Raw genomic sequence first — 22,908 nt, 5'->3', positions numbered from 1 at the left:
CCGCACTCTCCTGCTCTAGAATAAAGATGTATTGTTCAAGCGTTTGGATACAAAATTTGCTGTCAATAGCAAAATCAATGCAATAATGGATTTGATCAGGCCAACAGCTGTCGAATAAGAATAACGTGCCTGTTGGAGGCCAACTTGGTACACATACACATCGATTACATTGCTGGCAGATTCGTTAAGCTGATTTTTAAGTACCATGATTTGGTCAAAGTTCGAGTTCAGGACTCCACTGACTGCCAAAATGAACAGAATGGATATGGTTCCTTTAATGGATGGCAGCGTAAGATAAAACATTTTTTGAAATCTTCCGGCTCCGTCTATCGTTGCCGCTTCATACAGTTCGGGTGAAATCCCAGCAATAGCTGCCAAATAGATAATTGCCGACCACCCCAGCTCCTTCCAAATATCCGAGAGGATGGCAAGACCCCAAAAGTATGTAGGCTCGGCCAAAAAGACGATAGGCTCCTTTATGAGATGAAGCCACATGAGCACATCGTTGATAATTCCCACGTCGGCTAGCCAAGTCGTCATGATGCCGCCTAAGATGACCCATGACAAAAAGTGAGGTAAATATGAAATCGTTTGAATGGATCGCTTGAAGCGTATGGATCGAATTTCATTTAAAAATAAGGCGAACAGTATGGGAAGCGGAAAGCCAATGGCAAGTTTGAGGAAACTCATGCCCAATGTGTTCTTGATCACATATTTTAAATTGTCATCTTCCATAAAGGCTTTGAAGTGCTCCATACCGACCCAGGGTGCCTCCGAGATCGGCTTTACAATATTGAACTCTTTAAAAGCAATAATAATTCCATAAATAGGAATATAGTTGAATATGACCATCCAAGCTACGCCAAGTAACGCCATCGCTTGCAAGTAACGCTGGTTCACAAGCTTTTTCAGGAATTTACTTCTTCTCTTTTTAGGGAAAGAGCTTGGTACCGGAATACTTGTATTTGAATTCATGTGCTGCGCCTTCATTGTGTTATTCCTCCAAACGGGTTAACTGAATGTCCCTATTGTATTTCATCAAAACCAAAGACATAAGGCGCTAAATTGCAGCTATAGTTGCAGAATTTTAGATACGCTTTCTTTTCAGATAGGCCTGGTGCTAACATGAAAACAGAAATACCACACCTACATGCTGGTTATAGCGAGATCATTTTCTGAGAGGGGAAACCTACGTGTCGAACATTCAAGTGATTAAGGATCATACCATTATTAGAAACGAAGATTTTATTGCAAAAGCGGAGCAGTTAAAGCCGGAGCTAATCAGTACGGAGGTATATCCTGTCCATCTTATAGATGTTATATCTGATGCTTCTGTCGTACATGAATGGAGAGCGGACGTCTTGGAGCCCGCCGAAGGACTGAGCGATAAAAGCTTTGGCAAAGGCGATCAATTCATTCTGGATTTTGGAACTCATCTTGTCGGATATTTGGACCACATCCACATCAGTCCAGTGGGCAGCCCGCCGGATGCGCCGCTTCATCTTAAAATCACCTTCGGCGAAATGCCGATAGAGATGGCGGAGCCCTTCAGCTCCTATGAAGGCTGGATCAGCAGCTCCTGGCTCCAAGAAGAAGTGTTCCACATCGATATACTGCCAGGAGTTTTATCCCTGCCTCGACGTTACAGTTTCCGTTATGTGAAGTTCGAAGTGCTCGCTGCTTCCCAGAAATATCGTGTCTCCTTCGACAAGATCGCATGCCGTACCGTCACTTCCGCGGATATCAGCAAGGTCACGCCATTGGAGCACCCCGACGAGCTCATCAAGAAAATTGATGAGGTTAGCATCAAAACATTGCAGGACTGCATGCAGCTCGTGTTCGAGGATGGTCCTAAGCGTGACCGCCGCCTATGGCTAGGTGATCTTCGCCTCCAAGCTTTGGCTAACTATGAAACCTTCAAAAATTACGATTTAGTCAAACGCAACCTGTATTTGTTTGCCGCCGTCCCTAATGATAAAGGGCAGATTACAGCCAATGTATTCACATTTGCTGATCTGATCGCCGATGATACGTATCTTCTTGACTATTCCATTTTCTTTGTCACTACCTTATATGACTATTATGCAGCCACACAGGACCTGCAAACGTTGACAGAGCTATGGCCATTAGCTCTTAGGCAGATCGAGATTGCCTTAGCTCATTTGGATGAGAACCATCTCATTCGCGATGCAAATTCCTGGTATTCCTTTATCGATTGGAATCAGGAGCTGAACAAGCAGGCGCCAACGCAGGGCGTGCTAATTTACGCTCTTAGAAGAGCCATAAAAATAGCCGAAATTATGAGCAGTAATGCCCTCGATATGTTAGAGCAGCAGCTTAGCCTCACTATAAATTCGGCCAAAAAACATCTATGGGATCAGGATGCCGGCTTCTTCGTAAGCGGCGTGGACCTTCAAGTCTCATGGGCAAGCCAAATTTGGATGGTACTCGCCGAAGTATGGGAGCCGCAAAAAAATAAAGAGCTTCTTAACCGTTTATTGGAAATGAACCCCGCTGTCAGAGTAACGACTCCTTACCTGTACCATCATCTCGTTGAAGCTCTTATTCTTGTTGGTGAAACTACCGTCGCTGTTACGCAAATGAAAGCTTATTGGGGTGAAATGATTAAGGACGGGGCCGATACGTTCTGGGAACTGTACAATCCCAATGATAAATCCTTTTCTCCTTACGGCAATCCTATCATCAATAGTTATTGCCACGCCTGGAGTTGTACGCCTACTTATTTGATCCGCAAGTATCACTTGTAGAAGATAATGATATCCTTCCGAGGTAAGTCCCCTGACGAGCCCCTGAAACACGAAACACCACGCCAACGATTGGCGTGGTGTTTCGTCTATTTCACTTAGGGCATGTCCGAAATGAAACATTGAAATCGTTTAGTGAATGTCTTTCTTCTTAAAGCTTCCTCCCTTTACTTCTGCAACCTCATACACCATAATGAAAGCATTTTCGTCAATTTCACGAATAATTTCTTTCATTTTCCGCTCTTCCAATCGGTTAATGACGCAAGTAATTTCTTTGAAATGCTCATTCGAATATCCGCCTTGCACCACACTGTACGTAGCGCCGCGACCCAAGCGATCGCGAATGGTTTCAATCATCATTTCCGGATGTTTGGTAATGATTTTGAACGTTTTAGCTCCGCTCAAGCCTTCCTCGACGATATGTATCACCTTGGAAGCTATAAAATAAGCAATACCCGATAATATCGCGCCCTGCAAGCCAAATACGGTCGAGACGACAATAAATACAAATACATTTAGGAATAAGATCAGATCGCTTGTGCCGAAAGGAAGCTTCCGGGAAAGCAATACCGCCAACATATCAATGCCATCCAGCGCGCCCCCGTTCCTTAGAGCAAGACCCATTCCCAAACCGATAATGATGCCTCCGACAACGGTAACGAGGAGCGTATCTCCTTCTACGATCGGAGTAATATGGTGCATGACGACGGTACCCACGGCCAGTGAAGCAATGCCGATCACGGAATAGATCGCGAAGCTTTTTCCGATCTGCTTATACCCTAAATAGACGAACGGAATATTCAGAATCGCAATGAGAAGTCCCAAAGGCAACCCGAACAGCTTCGACCCTACGATGCTGAGGCCCGTCACGCCGCCGTCGGATACATTGTTCGGAATTAATACAGCTTCCAAGCCGTAGGCCGTAATAAAAGCGCCGATGATAACAATGAGTCCTCGCAGCACCGCGCCCCATACTACAGTCTGTTTATTCTCTTTCTTCATTTTAATCCTCATTTCCCAGTTTCGTTTCTTAAACTTCACGACATGTAAATATTTTTCACATTAAAAATTTTAAATATCTATTCGACTAAAGTCAATTAATACTTTCCAATAAACAGCAGCGCTTCAATGCCTGAACGTACAAAGGCAAATAAAAAGGATGCCAGCCTTGGCTAATCGCCGCTGACATCCTCACTGATTAAAGCTCTACGACCCGCTAGCTACAATCCTGCTGGACGGTCTTCTTATTTCTCATCCAGCTCCAAAATACGGAGCAGAATTGTTATGACTTCCGCTCTGGTAGCCACTGCATTGAAGTCAAACTTGCCGCCTTCCTTGCCTTGCATAATCCCTTTTGCAGCTACTGCGCCAATTGCGCCCGTGGCCCACTCTGGCAGTTTTGCATGGTCAGTAAAGTTCGCCGCTTTGTCCTTTTGGTCTTCCAGCTTCAAAGCACGAGCAATCATAACCGCAAGCTCGGCGCGCGTCAAACCGCTATTCGGACGCAGCGTCCCATCCGCATAGCCGCTTAAAATTCCCGCTGATACTGCCTGCTCAAGCGCTTCTTTTGCCCATGGAGCAATGTTAGTTTCATCTTTAAAAGCATGCTGCTCTCCATCGCCTTGTACAGGCAATGCGCGGGATAACATCACTGCAAACTCCGCACGTGTTACTGCCGCATTTGGCTTGAAGGTTTGATCCTTATAGCCAACCACAAAGCCTTTGGTTACTGCTTTACGAATCGCAGCTTCTGCCCAGTGCCCGGCAATATCCTTCAGTACAATCGGGTTCTCTTCATTTCCGCCAGTGTTGCCTCCGTTGTTACCGCCGTTGTTGCCTCCAGTGTTGCCTCCGTTGTTGCCTCCATTATTACCGCCGTTGTTACCGCCGTTGTTGTCAGGCGTCGTATCAACTACTGTAATCGTCAGCACCTGCGGCTGGCCTGCGCTAAACTCAAATGTTAGCTGCACAGTCCCTTTTGGCAATTTCGCCAAGTAAGCCGTCGTAATCGAGATCTGATCGCTATTTACAACATAATCGGTTCCCGCCTGCAGCAGCACACTGCCGTTCTTAATGGCTGTCAGCGTATTTCCTTTAAGCTCCAGCTTTATTGCAACTGCTTGCTGCTTGCTAGGGTTCAAATCGAATTCAGCAGCAGCTGGGCTGATTTCGCTATCCTGAACAATAGGTTTGATTTGGTTAAGAAGATCCGTCTTAACCTCGCCGTCTGCCATAATGGTAACAAAATTGCGAGCCATAGCGATATCGGCAGCCGAACCAGACGCGAGTGCCTTTGAAACGGCAGCCCTTGCCGATGCTTCAATCATTTCATTGTATTTGCCTGCGCCTAACAGATAAACGTCTGTAAATGAATTTGAATTTTTCAATTGTCCGCTTTCAACTTCAAACGTGGATCTGGTGCTGTCTGATTCACGCGAGCTGTCAGATTCGTTGAGCATGATTGATATTCCGATTCTTCCGTTCGTGAGCACCGATGCAGGATTATTATGAACGGTATTAAACGGAATCTTTAAATCGTAAATCGTCGTTTTCGTATCTTCATCTCTCGTAATCTTTGCCTCTATATCCGATGTCGGAGCAGTTGGTGCATTGGCGCCTGTAGGACGAGTCCAAGCCCATTTGATAACTTCCTTGTCGTTGGTGAGCGCAAATCCTAATTCATTCCGCGTGACACTGTCGGTTGCAGGATTGCGCATATCAATGCCTAACTGCAAATTATCCTCTCTCCATATATTTCCTCCGGCCTGGCTATTGAAGTGTACGTCGTCTGTAACGACAATGTACGCGTATAAATTGCCGTCGTCCCACGCGAAATGTGATCCAACGCTAAGGTCTTGAGGACCATCCCACGTTCCCGAAGTGACATAATCTTTTGTGTCCATGACAAATGCCGGAGTTGCGGCACTCTTTGCCGGATTTTCTGCGCCTGCAGAACTTACCTTTTCAGCGTAAGCTGCGTCAAATTTTGCCGTATAAGTGTATGCTTTTCCGTCTTCGAGTTGAAGCTTGAATGTGATCAGACCTGCAGCATAATACGGTAAATCTACGGTTACGGATTCGCCTGCCTCAAGCGCGTCAAATGAAATGGGAGTGAGATCTTTAGCATAGGCAGCCGGAGAAACAATCGTTAATGTTCCGGGTGCAGAGGCTCTTCCTCCAACATTATACTTAACGGTGAATTGTTGTTTATCTCCGTTTTTGGTTAGGTTAAATACAAACGGTTCCGCCAATAAATCCGAGCCGTAAATGCCGTACGGATTGCCTGGTGGGGTACTGTTTCTCAACCCGGATGCGTAATAATTGTTGCTAAGTTCTACCGATGTGCCGCCCTCGCGCAGCATGGCATATACGTTATTATTCTGGCCATTCTTGGACGGCTGGAAATAGGAAGTGTATACATGCGCCTTACCGCCTTGGACATCTATTCCCGGATTGTTGCCGGGCAGCTGAGTGAAGTTGGCTTGCTGTAAACGAACGATACCATTATTTACGATCGCACCTGCTACGGTCGGGCTTCCCCAGAATGCGCTGTTGTACAGAACAAGTTCTGCGTCTTGGTCGATTTTTGCGGTATTCGCTGCATCGCCCATTCTGACATACGCCCTGTTTGGCTCCGTCGTGATGTTCGTATTCACCAATTCCGAGTTGATTGCAATGATTTTGGTATGTTCGTCCGCGTCTTCCACATAAAGAGCATACGTGGTTCCGTCCGAACCGTGGCCAATCATCGTCATTTTTCCCGGGTATGCGAATTCGCCGTTCCCCAAGTCTCTTTTCAGGAAGTGAATGCCGTATACCGAGCCGAAAACGAAATTGTTGAAAATCGTCTGGTCTTCCACATCCGCGAATTTGAGCGCACTCATGTACCTTTGTACGAATCCGTACAAATCGCCGGTAGGTGCCGAATATCCTTGGCCTCCTGGAAGCCTCAAAGCGTAATGCGGATTGAATTGCATATTTCTAATAAATCCGCCTTCCGCGCCTCCTCCGACCCAGATGCCTGCTCTGAGGAGCGTGCCGCCTAAATAGTCGACATAGTGGCCATCGGTTTTATAGGAAGCCAAGTCTATGCCTTTATCCCCTATCGGGATCGTTAAGTTGATTGCATATACGCCTGCGCCTTGTCCCTGCACTAAAAACGGAGCTTTTAGCGTTTGGTTGGGATTGTCGAGGTTGACGCTGGTTATATTCGATTGCGTAATATTAAGTCCTCTGAGGCCTGCGTTTGCCTTAAGCTGTATGAGGGAATTTCCGTTTTCTCCCTCAGCCCCGCCGGTGTACGCTGTAAAGATCGCCGTGCCGCCACCTTGAGTATGATGCTGTACGTCCCATGTTCCTCTAAGTTCGACACCCTCCGGAACGATGACAGGACTATTCAGCCTATATCTTCCACCCGGTAAATAGATCGTGCCGCCGCCGTGATTAGCTTTAATATAGTTGAGAGCATCCTGCAACTTTGCAGAAATATCCACGGTTGGTGCGTTGCCTGTTAACGAGCGCGGGAAGTCAAGTCTAAGCACTGCGCTTGATGTTGGTCTCGGGTGTACATTAATATCTGTTTTTACATCTTTCGGAATAGGTTCAAATAGATAATCAACATCATTCACGATTTGTACCACGGTGTTAGTGCCGTCAGCCTTAACATCAAGTTCAAGGTTATCGATGTGAGCGGCAAGGTTAGTGCTCTCGATGTTAAGGTTATAACCGGAATTCACCGATTTGAATGTACCGAAGTTTGTTCCCAAATGTGCATGTTTGTCTGCTTGTTTGAAGTTGCTCTGACTGACTAATGCGTTGCCTCGGCCCAGAAAGTTCAGCGCATAATCGTCATATTCGTCGAAAGTACTATCCTCAAAGGATATCACTCCGCCTCTGGCGTTGCTTACGATTGGACCTTTGAATGCAACTCCATTGAATTGAACAGAAGTGTCGAAACGTTCGTTGAAGTATACTGCCGTGTCGCCTCCGAATTCCGAGTTCGAGAGCAGCAGACCGAAACCGTTAACGTTGTCAATATATATACCCGTTTGACTGTCTTCGATTTTCAATCCGTAGAACTGCGCGTTCGGAGCTTCATCGCCGCCAGGTTCTCTTCCGATCCACATTCCCGTCTTATACCCAGAAATATTCAATCCCGAGACATATTCCCAGTCTGATCGGTGCATCATGAATCCGGTAGCGTTCGCTCTTGTGTATGCTCTCGCGTCCGTAAGAGACGGTGCGCCTTCAAGTCCTGAATTCGCCCAGTATTTCGGGTTCATGTCCACGTTCTCAATACGTCCGATGTCTGTACACGTGTGAACCACGATGCCCTTGTAGAGAGCCGTCATATTGCTGTTCACAACGTAATGCATTTCACTTGGCAGGGAGATGAATCCACCCCAAGCGTTTACAAGAGTAACGTTATCCAGCGTAACGCTGTTTCCGGTTCTCTGATAGAACGTCCATGGATATGGAATTCCTTTGATATCCTCAAATTCCCCTGTCTTCTGGCCATCTGCGTTCCTCTTTTCAACCGTGGTTGTAGCATGAATATCTTGATTTGGATACCAGACTGAAAGGTTCGTTACGCCTGTGCCTTGTTCCATGTCTATGAATCGATCTGATACGTTAGCTACTTTTTTGCCGCCTGTCTGATTTTCTCTCTCGTCAGAGTCAACATACGTGTCATAATTGGCGGAATTATGTCCGGCATAGACTGCTAGAATGGTTCCGTCGATTTTACCGTCGTAACCGTCTGCATCCGGGTTATCCCATTCGCCGCGGAGCTGTACGCCTGCCCGCAAATTTAAAACCTGTTTATATTCGTAGTTTGTACTGCCTGTCGTGCTTTGCACGCTTATTGTGCCGGTAGTTTCCGTGTAGAACGCAAAGGTTCCCGCTGGGACATAGACTACGCCGCCGCCGTCATTATAAGCCGCATCAATCGCCGCTTGGAAAGCCTCTCTGTTATCGAAATTAACTAAGCCTTCCGCTTCTGCCATCTCTGCTGATTTCGCACCGAAAGCGAGTACGTTAAAGTCCGATATCGCCCAATCTTTTGCATCGTGAGCCTGAACAATTGCCGTTCTCATATGTTTTGCATAATCATATCGATCCGGAACCGTGAGCACAAATGCTTTAGTCATGGTTACAGGAGCGGCTACCGGGCCTCTTTTTACCGTCGCCGTGAGCGTTACCTCACCGCCGCCGTCCGGTCGGTTTGTCGGAATCGCGCCTGCAGCAGTTATAAGATTGGCCGCGGATGTCGTCCATGTAATATCCGTCATATTCTCACCCATGGACGGAAGAACTAAGTTCGTCGTGACGTTAGCCTCAGAAGCATTCACGCCTTTGATTAAATTCCAAGTCAGTTTATTTAGCATATTGTTTACCGCATCCTCGTCCGTTCCGGTACCTGTGCCGCGAACGACAATATTAAATGTTTTAACCACCGGTGTTGCCGTTCCTTTGCTTACTGTCGCCGTGAGGGTTACGGCTGTATTCACTCCTTGGCGATCTACTGCGCCAGTGTTGCTGTTTATGACCGTGTTATGGGTAGATGTCCACACAATGTTCGTATTCGCCGATCCCGCCTTAGCAAGAGTCAAATTGGTTTCAACCAGATCCTGTCTGGTATTCGTGCCCTTGACAGCATCCCAAGTCAACGCGTCCGAAACAAGTTTGACCGCTTCTTCATCCGTTGGAGGAATTTCGGTTATCCGTATGCTCTGTATGATTGCTCCGGCTGCACCGATACGGAAATGTGCTCCCTGATTTTGTGCTCCTATCGCAAAATTAGCTCCGTTAAGCACAACCTTTGAAGTCACCCAAGCGTTCCCGCTTCCTGTCGCCGGAAGGCTTGCTGATCTATACGCTTCAAATCCAGAGAAACTGCCGGGATATATGGTGTTATACTGTAACGGAATACCGCCCGTTGCGCTCGGTCTCCAGTATGTGACCGCTAATTCGGCCTTGTTTGCTTGCTTAAGTTTAAGGTCGTCTACAATGACGTACATAAAGTTGCCAACCTTCACAGCGTCTACTCCGCTTTGAGTGACTACATCCACTGCGGTACCGCCATCTCCGATAAGGCTGATGCCAATGCCGTTGCCTTGAAGTCCTTGAAACGGTCCAGCCGGATCTCCACCGTCCCCGAGACCGCTTCCAATGGCATCAACGGCATCAAATGATTCAGGATCATTGAAGTCAATGAACACTTCAGCAAGCTCGTTGCTCGTACTGGCTACTGTCAGATTAAAATTCACACGAGCAGGTGCCGCATTCCCTTTGGTGATTGTTGCTGTAAGGGTTACGGCTTTTCCTACGTCAGGGTCGCGAGTTACGCTGCCCGTTGCGGGATCAATGATACCTGCCGGTTCAGCAGTCCATGCAATAGCCGTATCGTTCGCACCGGTTGCATGAAGTGTCAACCCTGTTCTTACTTCGGATTGAATAGCATTCGAATTCCTGATTGTATCCCATGTCAGCTTATTTGCTGCGTCCGATACGGCTTGATTGTCATCAAGATGCACCACTTTAACTCTTGTATGCGTTCCTGCAAAAGGATATTGCGTATTTTGAGCTGTACGAGCGAATGTATAATAGGTGCTGCCTGTTGGTTTTGCAAATGCCGAAGAATACGTGCCTGCATTAAGAGTACCCGTCGTCCAATCGCCGGCTGCCGGAGCGTCACCGGTAGTGTTGATCGCGAACTGCACAGCCTGGCCGTTCGCAGGCGCTGCTGAGGATAACGTAACGTTGCCCGTTGTCTCAACAGCCGTGGGAATGGGTTTCGGCGAATCCACGTTATTCTGAAAACGCGGGTTCTTGATATAGATGTCGCCTTGCGGCACGGAAGACCATTGCATTTGCAATCTCCCCGCTTGTACCGTATCCAAGTGAACGGGATTGAAACCATTCGGTGAATTGGCTGCTGATAATTGCGCATAAACCGTAATCCATTCATTAACCTTTCCATTTTTGATTTCGTTAACATTAAGGTTAAGACGCGAATTGGTGTCAAGATTGTTACCGCCACTTGCCATAGCGATCCAGTTATTTCCACTGAGCTTTAAAAGGTCAGAATGCGTAACATACATATCAAAAACAAAATATTGATTGGCGTAAGCTGATAAATCCTGATTGCCGCTGCTATTAATAAAACGGGCATCCCACAGCCGTTCAACGCCGGCGCCTATTTTTCCGGCTCCCAGCTTAACCGCGTTATTTCCGTCTGGGGCAATAGCGTTATTCGTCCCTTCTTCTATATTAGGAAAATACGTCGCAGCCCGGGCGTTGACCTCCGCCGGTACGGCTTTCACCGTCACGGTAAACGTTTGCGTAGCACTTGCATTGCCCTTGGTTATTGTCGCCGTGAGTACGACGGTTTTGTCTACTTCTCTATTTAATAAACGATTTACGCCTCCAGTATTGCTAATTGCCGCATTGTCCGAAGACCAGGCTACGTTAGTTGTGCCTATTGCCGTAGGAAGATTAAGTTGTGATTTCACATCGGTATTCGAAGTATTGCTGCCTTTAATCGAATCCCATGTCAGAGACGCCGCCGCCTCATTTACCAATGTTTGTTCATCAATAGACGTTACTGTAATTCTTGAAGATGCGCCGATGAAGCTATAACTGCTGTCTGCTTTCGAGCGCGCGAATACATAGTAAGTCTGTGCGGAAGGCAATGTGGCAAATTGATAAGTATAAACATTACCGTTTTTACTTCCATCCACCCAGCCGGCTGCAGGAGCGTTCCCATCTTCGCTTATTGCGAATTCCACAGCTTGCCCGCTAGCCGGAGCGTTCGCAGTTACTGTTTTTGCAGCTACGTCAAGTGCGGGAACCGCTGACGGTGAAACTGGAACGCCTAACGCACTTTTTTGGAAACGAGGGTTTTTTATGAAAACGTCAGTGCTAGGAACATTAGTATCCCATTGCAAATGCATGGCCAGTCTGGTTACTTGGTCTAGCCAGGCGTCATTGAAATTCCCGGCTACGGCGCTTGACGTCGATAATTTCGTATAGACCGTTGCCCATGTCCCCACCGCTCCATTTGTGACCCCGCTTACATCAAGTTGAAGGCGTGAATCTGCGTTAAACTTATCCGCAGCGGGATTGCTGTCGCTTACGATGACGAGCCAGTTATTGCCTTGCATATTTTTAAAGCTCGCATTTGGAATATACATCTCGAAAGCGAAGTAGCCGTCTTTATAAGCGGATACATCTTTGAGAGGCGCCACGCTCGGCGTGAAGAGGTTATCCCATGGGCCACCGCCCTTAGAGGTTCCGGTGTTTAAACTCCACGCTTTCTGCCCGTCCGGCGCATCGGCGTTTGTCGCCGTATTACCATCCGTACCTGCATTTACGGTCAGAAGAGATACGGCATCTCCCCATGCCGCGCTGACTGTCATAAGCGGAGAAGCCAAAGTAAATAGCATTGACGTCACAAGTAAAAATGCTAATAACCGTCTTTTTATCATTCTCAAATTTCCTCCATACATCATATTTTCAGGTTTTGAAGATCTCCCCTAAATCTTTAAACCCTTCATCGCTTCAATAGCAAATTCAAAACTTTCTATGATTTTATGTAGTGCACAAAACAAAGTAATTCTGAATTGCCCGCAGCTATGCTGCTTTCATCTTGATCTGAGACACTCCTGTGTGGCCTGACCACACATTCCCGCTTCTATGCCCGTCGCCGCATCACCTCTACTATGCCATATGATCAATCTTGTAAAAGCGCACCCGTCTACAACCGACTCCATGTTAGCGTTTTCACAAGTTCAAAAAAATAATAGGATTCCAAGAGCGATAAGCGTACGTGCAAATAACGTAATCTCACTGCTTCTTATAACCCTGTAATCATTTCCCGGAACACAATCTGTATATTGGGGACTTATCTTATCATACGAGTGTTGCAATAAAGTTCCAATGAGGCAGTCTTATCCTTTACGGGGGCAATATTAATTTAATGAAAACAGAGCGCTGTCTCATGAACCTCAGTCCATTCATGCACTTGGTTGGAGTCGTGCCTCATTTATAGTCATGAGGCTGATTAGAATTAACTAGAATCGGAATTATGGACTGCTCGAACTACCCATTTATGGACGTACTAATTCAATCCAATGATTGGTATACTTGCGTCAATTCAATAGTATAGGAGTGGTCGAGAATGAATATGGTTCGATATAAGAGTAGAGAAGTGTTGGATAGAAACAAAATTGAAGCTTTCCTGGGTAAAGCGCGAATTGGCCATCTTGGTATGGTTGATGGCCAGTTGCCATATGTTGTTCCGTTCAATTTTGTCTGGGCAAATGAGAAGCTTTACTTTCATGGAGCCGCAGGTGGGAGACGTAATCAGATCATAAGTGCGAATCCAGAGGTCTGTTTTACGGTTTGTGAAGAATATGGAACCATTACCGATCCCGTTCCGGCAAAAACGGATACTGCTTATATGAGTGTTATGATTTTTGGCAAGGCCGAGCTCATCGTTGATCTAGACGAAGCCACATACATGCTGCAGGAAATGCTCCAAAAATATGTGCCAGGTTATTATAACCGCCCATTGTCCAAACAACATGTAGACAAATACAGGTCTGCTGTTTACAATACTTCTGTTCAAGTGTACCGAATTGAGCCCCATCATATAACGGCGAAAGAAAATCCGATTGAGGAAGAAAAAATGTACAAGCATTCGAAATAAATTCGCTAGCAGAAAGTAGACGTGAAACAAGAGTGAAGGAGCTTCTCGAATTATAGAAGCATCTTCGCAAGACGGAAAATACCTACTTCTATCGCTGACTCATCTACTTTAGCAAAGCCTAATACCCACCCTTTTCGCTTACTATTCAAACAATAATTGCTAAGCGGATACACACGGATTCCATTTTCCAGCGCGCGGTTCATAAAAGCTTCTTCGTCAAACGATTCTTCAGCTTCAAGAAGCATATGCAATCCCGTTTCTACGCCGCTTAGCTTGAAACGTTCTCCTAAGCTAGTCGACATGATAGCTTTCGTCATGGCTTCATGTCTGCGCCGATATATGTTTCTGACTCTTCTCATATGGCGCATGAAATATCCATGCTCAATAAAGTGTGCCAGCGTCAATTGCTCCATAATCGGAAGGTGACGATAGGTTAGCTCATGAACTTGAGCAAGCTGGCCAATAGCTTTTTGGGGTCCAATAATTGCAGATATTCGAATACCAGGAGCAACCATCTTCGAAAAACTCATCATATACAATGTGTTCTGGGATTGCTGGCTGAACAACGTGGGTAACGGGTCGCCACGATATCGAAACTCGCTATCGTAATCATCTTCAATTATCCAAAATTGATGTTCGGCGGCCATGTGCAGCAATTGCTGCCTGCGGGGTTCAGACATGATCACCCCCACTGCACACTGATGTGAAGGCGTAACATAGACGAGTTTTGATTGTGGATGAATGTGGTCTACCTGTATTCCGTATTCGTCTATAGGGACAGGAACAACGTTCATCCGCCGATATTTCATAGCCATCCAAGCGGCTGGGAAGCCGGGATCTTCCACTGAAACCGTTTCGCCTTCGTTTAATAGTGCTTGAGCAATCAAATCAAGACTATGTTGTGCACCAGAAGTTAAAATGATTTGGTCAATTTGCACGTGGACGCCTCGCTCGAGTGACAGATAACGCCTAATCTGTTCACGCAGCGGGGTGAAGCCATACGCGTTGCCGTAGGCCCAACTGTCTAGGTCCGTTTCTTTGGAGGCTTGCAAAAATGAATGTCTCCAGTTTTTTTGAAAATGCTGATCCAAATAAGGCTCGTGCGGACTGAAATCGATCTCAACATTTTTATATTCTTTTCCTCTAAACCAGCTCTGCAATTGGCTGACTGCGTCGTTTAACGATGGCAACTCGGGGGTAATCGGCCCTTGAGGCATGGCATCCTTTGTAAAACTTATTTTGCTGGTCCAGTCACTTACCCTTGTTCCCCCGCGCCTAGAAGTAACTGTGTAGCCACGACTGAATAATTCCTCATAAACAATTTGTATCGTTGAACGGGAGACACCAACTAATCGTGCAAGTTCACGAGTAGGAAGCAGCAATTCGCCTGGTGACCATTTGCCGGTTGTAATATTATGAATAGCTTGGTCAAGCAGTTGTTGCCATATTGGGCGTTTGTCATCACGGTTAATTTGCAGCATCCATTTCACCTCTAGTTGAATTCAATTATTAGGATTAATATATGGACTGCTTAAATTGTTTCTTTTAACTATTTAATAACCTTCCATTAATCAAAATACTATCATGGTGCTCGTCGCCCAAGCAACAACGTAAGAAGCTGATAGAACTAGAGTTCCATCAGCTTCTTCAGCAATTGCGTTTTCCTCGCAACGCCGGCTTTCTTATAGATTCTGCCGAGATGCTTCTTGACTGCGGCTTAAGTGACGTTAAGCTTGTTCGCAATTTCCGCGATAGAATCAATAGCTAGTACGAGCAAGGCTAATTTCTTGGTGAATCTAAATGATAAACTCAACTTAATTTCTTAATCAGTTTCTCCACTCGTTTTCGTTTGGTGTCCTTCTCAATATCGTCGAGCCGTGAGGAGAGCGTATTTAGAAAAAGTTCTTTGTTTGTATCGTTAATGACGGATATTGCATTCTCTGCATACATTGGAAGTTGATTTGTCGGACAGCTCTTAAGCTGCTCGATGAGTAATGTAAATGCATGAGCCGCATATTCTTTGACAGAACAGAGTTTAATCAGCATATTTACTCCGTGATCTTTAGCGATAACCGAGCCTTTGTTGCTAGCTTCAACAATTTTTTCAAGTGCTGAATAAATGATTATCGGATTCTCAAGTGTGATCGCATCAAGTGCTGTCATAGCCCCCCAAACAAGGCGATTGTTCCCATGATCAAGCAGCGTTACGAACTCTTTGCTGTATTCAACTAGTAAAGCCGGCTTAAGGTCTCCAATTTCATACAGAACCTTAATGCAATCGCTTTGAATGTTCTTGTCTTTGTTACTCAAATGATCTACAAGTTCTTTCACGGCTCCTTTGTCATTTTGTTCGGCAATCGATTTCGCCAGATCCTGATTAGGGGCTTCGTCTTTGCGATTGAGCGAAGTTGCTAATTTGTCTATGATCGTCATCCCTTATTCTCCTTCATCAGTTATTGCAACAGCTTCTTCATTAATTTCTTCCATAAACACCCGGAAGTTTTCTGCGATTTCTTTTGCTTCTGTACGATACAAATAATGATTGGCTTCAAATGTTATCATTTTACCATATACAGAATCTTTTATTTGCGCTTCATGCTCCGGTAGCCATCTGTCTGCTACGGGATGATTCGCTTGAATAAAGAAAACAACGGGAAGATTTTTAGGGAATGTTAAGCTTTCAGCTGCTTTAAAGTTAGTAGGCATCATTTCAATTTCATTTAGCTGGTTTGGGTTAAGCATGTTTTTAAGGCCAAGCATTCTCATTTGTTCTTTTGTTTCAGCATCATAGGGTAGTGCGCTATACGGGTCTTCACCCAATTTCACATACATTCTAGTGAAGCCTATTTTTTTGAGTAGGCTTAAAGCTCCTAAAGTCGAAGAATCAACCTTCTGTTCGCTTAGTGTAGGTACACTGCTATCGAGCCCTACAAATGCAGTCACTTCGTTTTCATATTTGTTTACATAATCTAACCCGTAAATGCCTGAAATGGAGTGACCCATTAGGATATAGCGGTCAATTTGCAGGCTTTGCAGCGCTTGATGAATTTCACTTACAATATTTTCAGTAGTACGTTCCTTTTTGGTTTGATCGCTTAATCCATAACCGAAAGGCTCTATCACGACTACTTTGTAGTATGGCGATAACTCTTCAACGAGCGGCTTGAAATCAAGTCCTGGTGCCGCCGTTCCGAAGCCAGGCAAGAGCACGATGGTTTCTTCCCCTGTTCCTTGAATTACGGCATTCATCCTTTTCCCGTCAACAAGCACAAACTGACCATAGGATTGTATTTTTGCCTGCTCCGATTTGGTAGCGACCTTATCAACGATGAATACTATAGCTAAAAATACGGCGGCCAATATAGCTAATACCGCTACTGCTTTCATTAAAATAATAACAATTTTTTTCATCATAGAAGCTGGTTTCCTATCTGCAGTCAAATCCTTCTTCCGTTTTATTGCCTCACTTCGTTTCATTCACATCTACTCCTAACATTACCTATTTATTGGCTATAAGCCTTTAAAGAAATCATAATTGACGAATATGTACTCTTTAAAACGTCAGTATGAACGGAATATGAACAGGCAAAAAAAATACTGCAGCATCACCTGCAAGGAAGCTTGCAAATGAAACCGCAGTATGAAAAAAGGGGATTTAATCGGTAGCCATTGTAGTAGGCAAGGTAACGATGAAGGTCGTCCCCATGCCCGGTTCACTTTCCACACGGATATCGCCTTGATGAAGCGATACGATTTGTTTAACAATGGCAAGTCCCATGCCGCTGCCGTCATATTTACGGCTATGGGAGCGATCCGCCTTAAAAAAACGCTCGAAGATATGCTTCTGGTCCTCTAAGGAAATGCCGATGCCGGAGTCGGTTATTCGAACGGTTAAGTATTTGATATCTTGCTTCATGCTTACCGAAATCCTGCCGCCATCCTCGGAAAATTTAATGCTGTTGCCGAGTATGTTCGTCCAAACCTGATTAAGCTGATCATAATCCCCAATGAGCATTGCTGCCTTCAGATTGAGTTCAAACTGGATATTGCGAGCGGACCATTGCGGCTGAATAGCGACGATGACTCGTCTTATCTGTTCATCTAGCCTGAATGACGTCAGCTGCATTTGCTGCGATTGTGACTCAAGCAGGCTTAGCTTTAGCAAGCTATCGCTCATTTTAGACATTCGCGTAGCTTCGGAAATGATAATATCCAGATAACGGCTACGCTCTTTATCCGGAATGTTTACTTGCTTGAGAGCCATAGCATATCCTGATATTGAAGTCAGCGGCGACTGAACCTCATGGGACACATTGGATACAAAATCTCTGCGCATCTGTTCAAGCTGCCGAAGATCAACCATCATTTGCTCGAAGCTTTGAGCCAGCGTGCCCAGTTCGCCTGTTTGCTTAATATTCAGCTTGATGTTAAAGTCTCCACTAGCTATTCGCCTAGTTGCTTCTGTCAGTTTTTTGATTGGTCTTACCAGAAATAGGGAAGCAACCAAAATCAATAAGCTCCCAATCGAGAGAAAATATATAAAAAAGGTATGTAGCCATTTGATTGTAAAGTTTGTTTTCGGGGAAGTAAGCGACTCAATAAACAATGCTTTCGTTCCCGATTCCGTTTTCATCGGCAAACCTAAGAGACTTTGGGAAGTAATGCTTGGATCGACTTGAATAACTTCGCCAGCCATTACTTTTTTCACATCGGCCATTGACAGGATAGTAGGCTTTTGCCCTTGAAGCGCTCCGAAATATTGGATCTGTCCCGTTTCATCATAGATTCGAATGTTGTAGGAGTTGACCTGATTCATGCCGCTTACGATTAAATCAGCTTCTTGTAACGATACCGTCTCGTAAATTCGAGCGATATCCTGGCCATAATGAAGCAAGGTTGTTTGTAAATTTTCGTTCAGCCTTTCTTGATAAATCAAAAAAGTAATCGTAAAAGCAATGATGATCCCCGCTAAGACTGCGGTTAGAAAAGTAACTATGACACGTATATATAAGGATTTGATCATTCGTGTGCCTCAAGCCTGTACCCAAGCCCCCGTACCGTCTCAATACGAAAATCGGATGTACTTGCGAACCGTTCGCGCAGGCGCTTAATATGTACATCTATCGTTCGATCATCTCCGGCATAATCGATCCCCCAAATTTGATCGATCAGTTGCTCACGCGTATAGACCTGTCCCGGTGTCCCGGCGAGCTTATACAATAATTCAAATTCCTTGAGCGGTAATGTGAGCGATTCCTTCCCAACCATTACCTTATAGGTTTGCCGATCCAGCACGATGTTGCCGAACTGAATGGTTTGCGTTGTACCAATCCGATATCGTTTCAGCAATGCCCTGATACGGGCGGTCAGCTCCAATGGATCAAATGGTTTAGTTAAATAGTCGTCTGTTCCAAGCTCGAAGCCCTTTACTTTCTCCCAAGTCTCGCCTCTAGCCGTCAGCATAAGCAGCGGAAGATCCGGGTTGGCGCGTCTGAGCTCCTTGCACAACGTCCAACCATCCATGATCGGCATCATAATATCCAATACGACAAGATCAACAGGCTTTGCTGCATAGACAGCCAGCGCTTGCTTGCCATCAACCGCCTCAACCGTTTCAAAGCCATCGTTTTTCAAAAACAAACAGACGAGTTCGCGAATGTTTTCATCGTCATCAGCAACCAATATCGTAGGCATTCATTCCCTCTTTTCTGTTCGGTATCCCATAATCCAGTGTACCCTTTAGTATAAGCAAGTTTACGCGGGTCAGCAAGAAATGGTACCCGATTGCCAGAAACCTACTTTCACGTTTCAGCTTCAAATTCATAACCTACCCAAGCAAAAAGGACGAGAAACATACATTAGGCTTGAAATGCAATGGCCTAATCTACGTTTTTAATTCTCGTCCTAAGAGGTTTTTTATTTATGGTTTAACCGGTAATATAAATCATTCCAGCGTATCTCATTCTCAAGTGAAGCCATGGTGGTAGAGGAATTAATGGTAATGCATTCAACACCTGCCATTCGAGCCCAATCCTTCATTTGTTCGCTGCTTACATGGAAGGAGAATCCGAAATGATGGGCACCACCGGCGAGAATCCATGCTTCAGCTGCGTCCGTGAGAGAAGGTTCGGGCTTCCACATGATACTTGCTACCGGCAAGTTCGGCATTTCCTTTTCATTCTCAACTGCGGTCACTTCATTAACGATCAAGCGGAAGCGGTCCCCCAGATCGACGACTGTTGCATTAATTCCTTTACCGCTAGCCCCGTTAAAAATGAGCCGAGCCGGATCCCCCTTACCGCCAACGAACAAGGGATGGACTTCAATTTTCGGCTTATTTGCTGCGAGTGTTGGACAAATCTCCAGCATATGGGCTCCGAGCACCATTTGATTACCTGCTTGCATATGGTAGGTGTAATCCTCCATAAATGAAGTGCCTTTGTTCTCGGCCATAATCTTCATCATCCGGACTAATGCAGCTGTCTTCCAGTCACCTTCCCCGCCGAAACCGTATCCCGCAGCCATTAGGCGTTGAGCGGCCAGTCCAGGCAACTGCTTCAACCCGTGCAAATCCTGAAAGCTTGTAACAAACGCACTGTAGCCGCCTTCTTGTAGAAAGGCTTTCAAACCAATCTCAATCCGGGCCTGCTCCCCAATGGCCTCCCGCACCGAACCTTCGAGTCGCCCGCCTTCCGTAAAGTCATACAGCTCCTGGTACTCCGCCATTAATTCCTTCACTTGAGCATTCGACACATCGTTCACACGTTCGGCCAAATCGCCAGCAGGATAACCGTTAACGGACCACCCGAACCGAATTTGCCCTTCGACCTTATCCCCTTCAGTTACAGCAACATAACGCATGTTATCTCCGAACCGTGCGATCTTCATTGTCTGGCTCTCCGTATACGCAGCTGATGTTCTCATCCAAGAGCTAATTCTTTCACGTACCTTCACCTCTTGCCAATGTCCTGCGATGATTTTGCGGGCAATGCCGAGCCGTGCACCTATAAATCCGAATTCGCGATCGCCATGTGCGGCTTGATTAAGGTTCATGAAGTCCATGTCGATGCTGTCCCAAGGAATATCGACATTAAATTGCGTATGGAGGTGAAGCAGCGGCTTGCGTAATTGCGTTAGCCCCGAGATCCACATCTTCGCTGGCGAGAACGTATGCATCCATGTCACGATTCCTGCACAGCTCTCGTCTGAATTGGCCTCCAAGCACACTCGTCGTATAGCTTCGGGGGTAGTGACAACCGTCTTGAATTGAATCGAATACGGGATAACAGGGTCTTTGTCTAGAGCGTCGACCATCACCTTTGAATTTTCTTCTACTTTTAATAGAACGTCATCACCGTATAGTCCCTGACTTCCCGTTATGAACCAGAATACGTAAGGCTTTGCCTGCAGCATGTAAATTCCTCCTATAAATGATTTATAAATTTTAAATCAAGCCGATATTGAATAAATTCTCCAGGCTGTACTATTCGAAGCGAGCCGCTTTCTTGTTCTGCGGACCTGCCCTTCGTCCAGCAATTGGAGGGCTCAAGCCCAAGTACATGCTCACCCGCACCCGGCATGCGCCATTGCACCAGCTTGGGAAGCACCGCCGCGTCCCATTCCAGTTCAACTATGAGCCCCTTGGAAGAGGTACATTCATGGTTCACGGGGAAAGAAGGACTGTGAATACGCGCACGGATAAGCTCGCTTCCCTTCTTCGGCTCATGGTAATAGACTTGCTCCTTGTGCTGGGGGTCGGGCGCTTGCCAATCCCCCATTCTGCTTATATCCATGTCTTGATCCCGTGGAAAGCTATTTCCCTCAGGTAGGGTAACCGTCGTGTCTTCAGCCATAAGCGGAAATCCAAAGTTAAAATGATAGAGCATCATATGGGGCACCGGAAGGAATCCTGCATTCTCAATGGTATCCTGAATGGTAATCCGGTTGTCTCCCATACGACTCATAATCATTCTGGTCAGGCGTATACGCTCTCCGAAAATGGAGGTCTCCTCCATAACACCGCGGAGCTTCATTACATACTCATCGCCCTCCCATTCCGCCCAGCTGGAAATCTGGCGGCCCGGCGTATGGTGAATGCGCCCATGCAGGCCGTATGCCCCTGCGCTATCTTTACCCGGCGCCCCTACCTGCGACAGTCCGCAGGTCATCAGCAAACCTCCGGATGCACTTCTTAGCCATTCGGCCTCGCGTTGATCGTAATAGGCTGGATGAGGCTCACCATTACCAGCTGACCAGCTGACCGGAACGCCATGCATCTCTGCAAGCGAGATATCCATTCCCTTGTCTGGCGTCACATAGTAGGATAAACCAGAACCGGTTCGGATCCGAATTGTATTTAACCCAGCTTCAGGCCCCTCGTTTCTTATGAATCGCTCAATGCCGCCGATTTGTTCGATTCGCCCTACTCTTGCCTCCAGCTCCCGACGAGTCCACTCTTTTCCATACAGCCTCACCTTCTTCTTGCTCCTTTCCTATCATTACGCTTTATGATTGCTGCGGAACGTGCGCATGATTTGACTGGCATCTTCCTTGAAATCCTGAATGGCATCCATCATAAATTCATGGTAGAATGTGCTTTCTTCTTCCCGAACGAGCCTAGTCTTCGCTTGATCCATCACTTTGAGCGCCATCCCTGTGTAGTAATTGATCTTGGCGACGCCTTTCTCAATCGTGTTATTAAAATCTTCAACGGAAAGCCCAGATCCTCCATGCATGACGACCGGAACTCCCGCAGAATTGCGAATTTGCTCCAAGCGGCTCAAATCAAGCTTAGGCTTCTTCAGATATACGCCATGTACCGTACCGAAGGCGGCAGCAAGCGCGTCGATGCCTGTGCGCTCGACAAACTCTCGCGCTTGCTTCGGATCCGTATAAAGGGAGGTGTCATCGATGATAGAGTCATCATCCTCCCCTTCTGCTCCTCCGCTCTTGGGACGCGTAACGTATCCCAGTTCGCCTTCAACGGAAACGCCGAGCGTTTTGGCCATTTTAACCACCTCCGATGTTCGAAGGACATTCTCCTCATACTCATATTCGGAACCATCGAACATGATAGCGTTGAAGCCGAGGTGCATGGCTTTCGTGACAGCTGAGAAACTTTTCCCATGATCCAAGAGAATGCTGACAGGTACTGTAGCCCGCTCCATCGCTTCTACCATAATGGGAGCAATTATCTCTAATGGCGTATACTTAAAGTGAATCTCCGCATGGCACAGGATGACAGGCGATTGCTCTTCTTCGGCCGCTTGTATAATTCCGCGGATCATATCTAGGTTGATAGCGTTAAAACAAGGTACGGCATACCCTCTTCGCGAGGCATCTTGCAGCATTTCTTTCATTGCAACTCTAGTCATATGGATTCCCCTTTCCATTCACACATCTCACATAATAATGTTCGGTATGAACATAATT

The 22,908-nt window shown here is 46.1% G+C and carries 13 protein-coding genes; 2 read left to right on the top strand and 11 right to left on the bottom strand.

Annotated elements, in window-relative coordinates:
- Positions 1–15: 15 nt before the first annotated feature.
- The gene (locus FJQ58_RS23735) at positions 16–975 is read right to left on the bottom strand and encodes an ABC transporter permease (RefSeq protein WP_140000021.1); all 960 of its coding nucleotides are present in this window, start codon (positions 973–975) and stop codon (positions 16–18) included.
- 218 nt (positions 976–1,193) lie between these two features.
- On the opposite strand from FJQ58_RS23735, the gene FJQ58_RS23730 reads away from it, so the two are divergent.
- A complete protein-coding gene (locus FJQ58_RS23730) occupies positions 1,194–2,768 on the top strand; it encodes an alpha-L-rhamnosidase-related protein (protein ID WP_238404302.1) in 1,575 nt (524 codons plus the stop codon).
- Positions 2,769–2,897: 129 nt separating this feature from the next.
- On the opposite strand, the gene FJQ58_RS23725 is transcribed toward FJQ58_RS23730, so the two are convergent.
- Together FJQ58_RS23725 and FJQ58_RS23720 are read right to left on the bottom strand one after the other, a co-directional pair.
- Positions 2,898–3,767 (bottom strand): YitT family protein, encoded by an 870-nt coding sequence (locus tag FJQ58_RS23725; protein ID WP_139997283.1) that lies wholly within the window; start codon positions 3,765–3,767, stop codon positions 2,898–2,900.
- 242 nt (positions 3,768–4,009) lie between these two features.
- Positions 4,010–12,253, bottom strand: coding sequence for an immunoglobulin-like domain-containing protein (locus FJQ58_RS23720; RefSeq protein WP_139997282.1), 8,244 nt, complete (start codon positions 12,251–12,253; stop codon positions 4,010–4,012).
- Between the two features lie 692 nt (positions 12,254–12,945).
- Here FJQ58_RS23720 and FJQ58_RS23715 point away from each other — a divergent pair.
- Positions 12,946–13,476: a pyridoxamine 5'-phosphate oxidase family protein gene (locus tag FJQ58_RS23715; RefSeq protein WP_139997281.1), complete on the top strand. Its 531-nt coding sequence runs from the start codon at positions 12,946–12,948 to the stop codon at positions 13,474–13,476.
- A gap of 50 nt (positions 13,477–13,526) precedes the next feature.
- Here FJQ58_RS23715 and pdxR read toward each other — a convergent pair whose 3' ends face one another.
- The 8 genes from pdxR to FJQ58_RS23675 form a co-directional block, all read right to left on the bottom strand.
- Complete coding sequence (pdxR, locus tag FJQ58_RS23710) at positions 13,527–14,957, bottom strand: MocR-like pyridoxine biosynthesis transcription factor PdxR (protein WP_139997280.1); 1,431 nt, start codon at positions 14,955–14,957, stop codon at positions 13,527–13,529.
- 328 nt (positions 14,958–15,285) lie between these two features.
- Positions 15,286–15,909, bottom strand: coding sequence for a hypothetical protein (locus FJQ58_RS23705; RefSeq protein ID WP_139997279.1), 624 nt, complete (start codon positions 15,907–15,909; stop codon positions 15,286–15,288).
- 3 nt (positions 15,910–15,912) lie between these two features.
- Positions 15,913–16,953, bottom strand: coding sequence for an alpha/beta fold hydrolase (locus FJQ58_RS23700; protein ID WP_420799861.1), 1,041 nt, complete (start codon positions 16,951–16,953; stop codon positions 15,913–15,915).
- Positions 16,954–17,131: 178 nt separating this feature from the next.
- Positions 17,132–18,499, bottom strand: coding sequence for a sensor histidine kinase (locus FJQ58_RS23695; protein WP_139997278.1), 1,368 nt, complete (start codon positions 18,497–18,499; stop codon positions 17,132–17,134).
- Positions 18,496–19,170 (bottom strand): response regulator transcription factor, encoded by a 675-nt coding sequence (locus FJQ58_RS23690; RefSeq protein WP_139997277.1) that lies wholly within the window; start codon positions 19,168–19,170, stop codon positions 18,496–18,498. The genes FJQ58_RS23695 and FJQ58_RS23690 overlap by 4 nt, the downstream gene beginning before the upstream one ends.
- Positions 19,171–19,392: 222 nt before the next feature.
- Complete coding sequence (gene araA, locus FJQ58_RS23685) at positions 19,393–20,889, bottom strand: L-arabinose isomerase (protein WP_139997276.1); 1,497 nt, start codon at positions 20,887–20,889, stop codon at positions 19,393–19,395.
- 11 nt (positions 20,890–20,900) lie between these two features.
- Positions 20,901–21,950 carry a DUF4432 family protein gene (locus FJQ58_RS23680; protein WP_139997275.1) on the bottom strand — a complete coding sequence of 350 codons (1,050 nt, stop codon included), beginning with the start codon at positions 21,948–21,950 and terminating at the stop codon, positions 20,901–20,903.
- A 24-nt stretch (positions 21,951–21,974) separates the two neighbouring features.
- Positions 21,975–22,850 (bottom strand): class II fructose-bisphosphate aldolase, encoded by an 876-nt coding sequence (locus tag FJQ58_RS23675; RefSeq protein WP_162341735.1) that lies wholly within the window; start codon positions 22,848–22,850, stop codon positions 21,975–21,977.
- Between the last annotated feature and the right edge of the window lie 58 nt (positions 22,851–22,908).

This window comes from Paenibacillus paridis (assembly GCF_006345825.1).
Classification (GTDB): Bacteria; Bacillota; Bacilli; order Paenibacillales; family Paenibacillaceae; genus Pristimantibacillus; species Pristimantibacillus paridis.
This window is presented reverse-complemented; position numbering and strand designations above follow the sequence as displayed.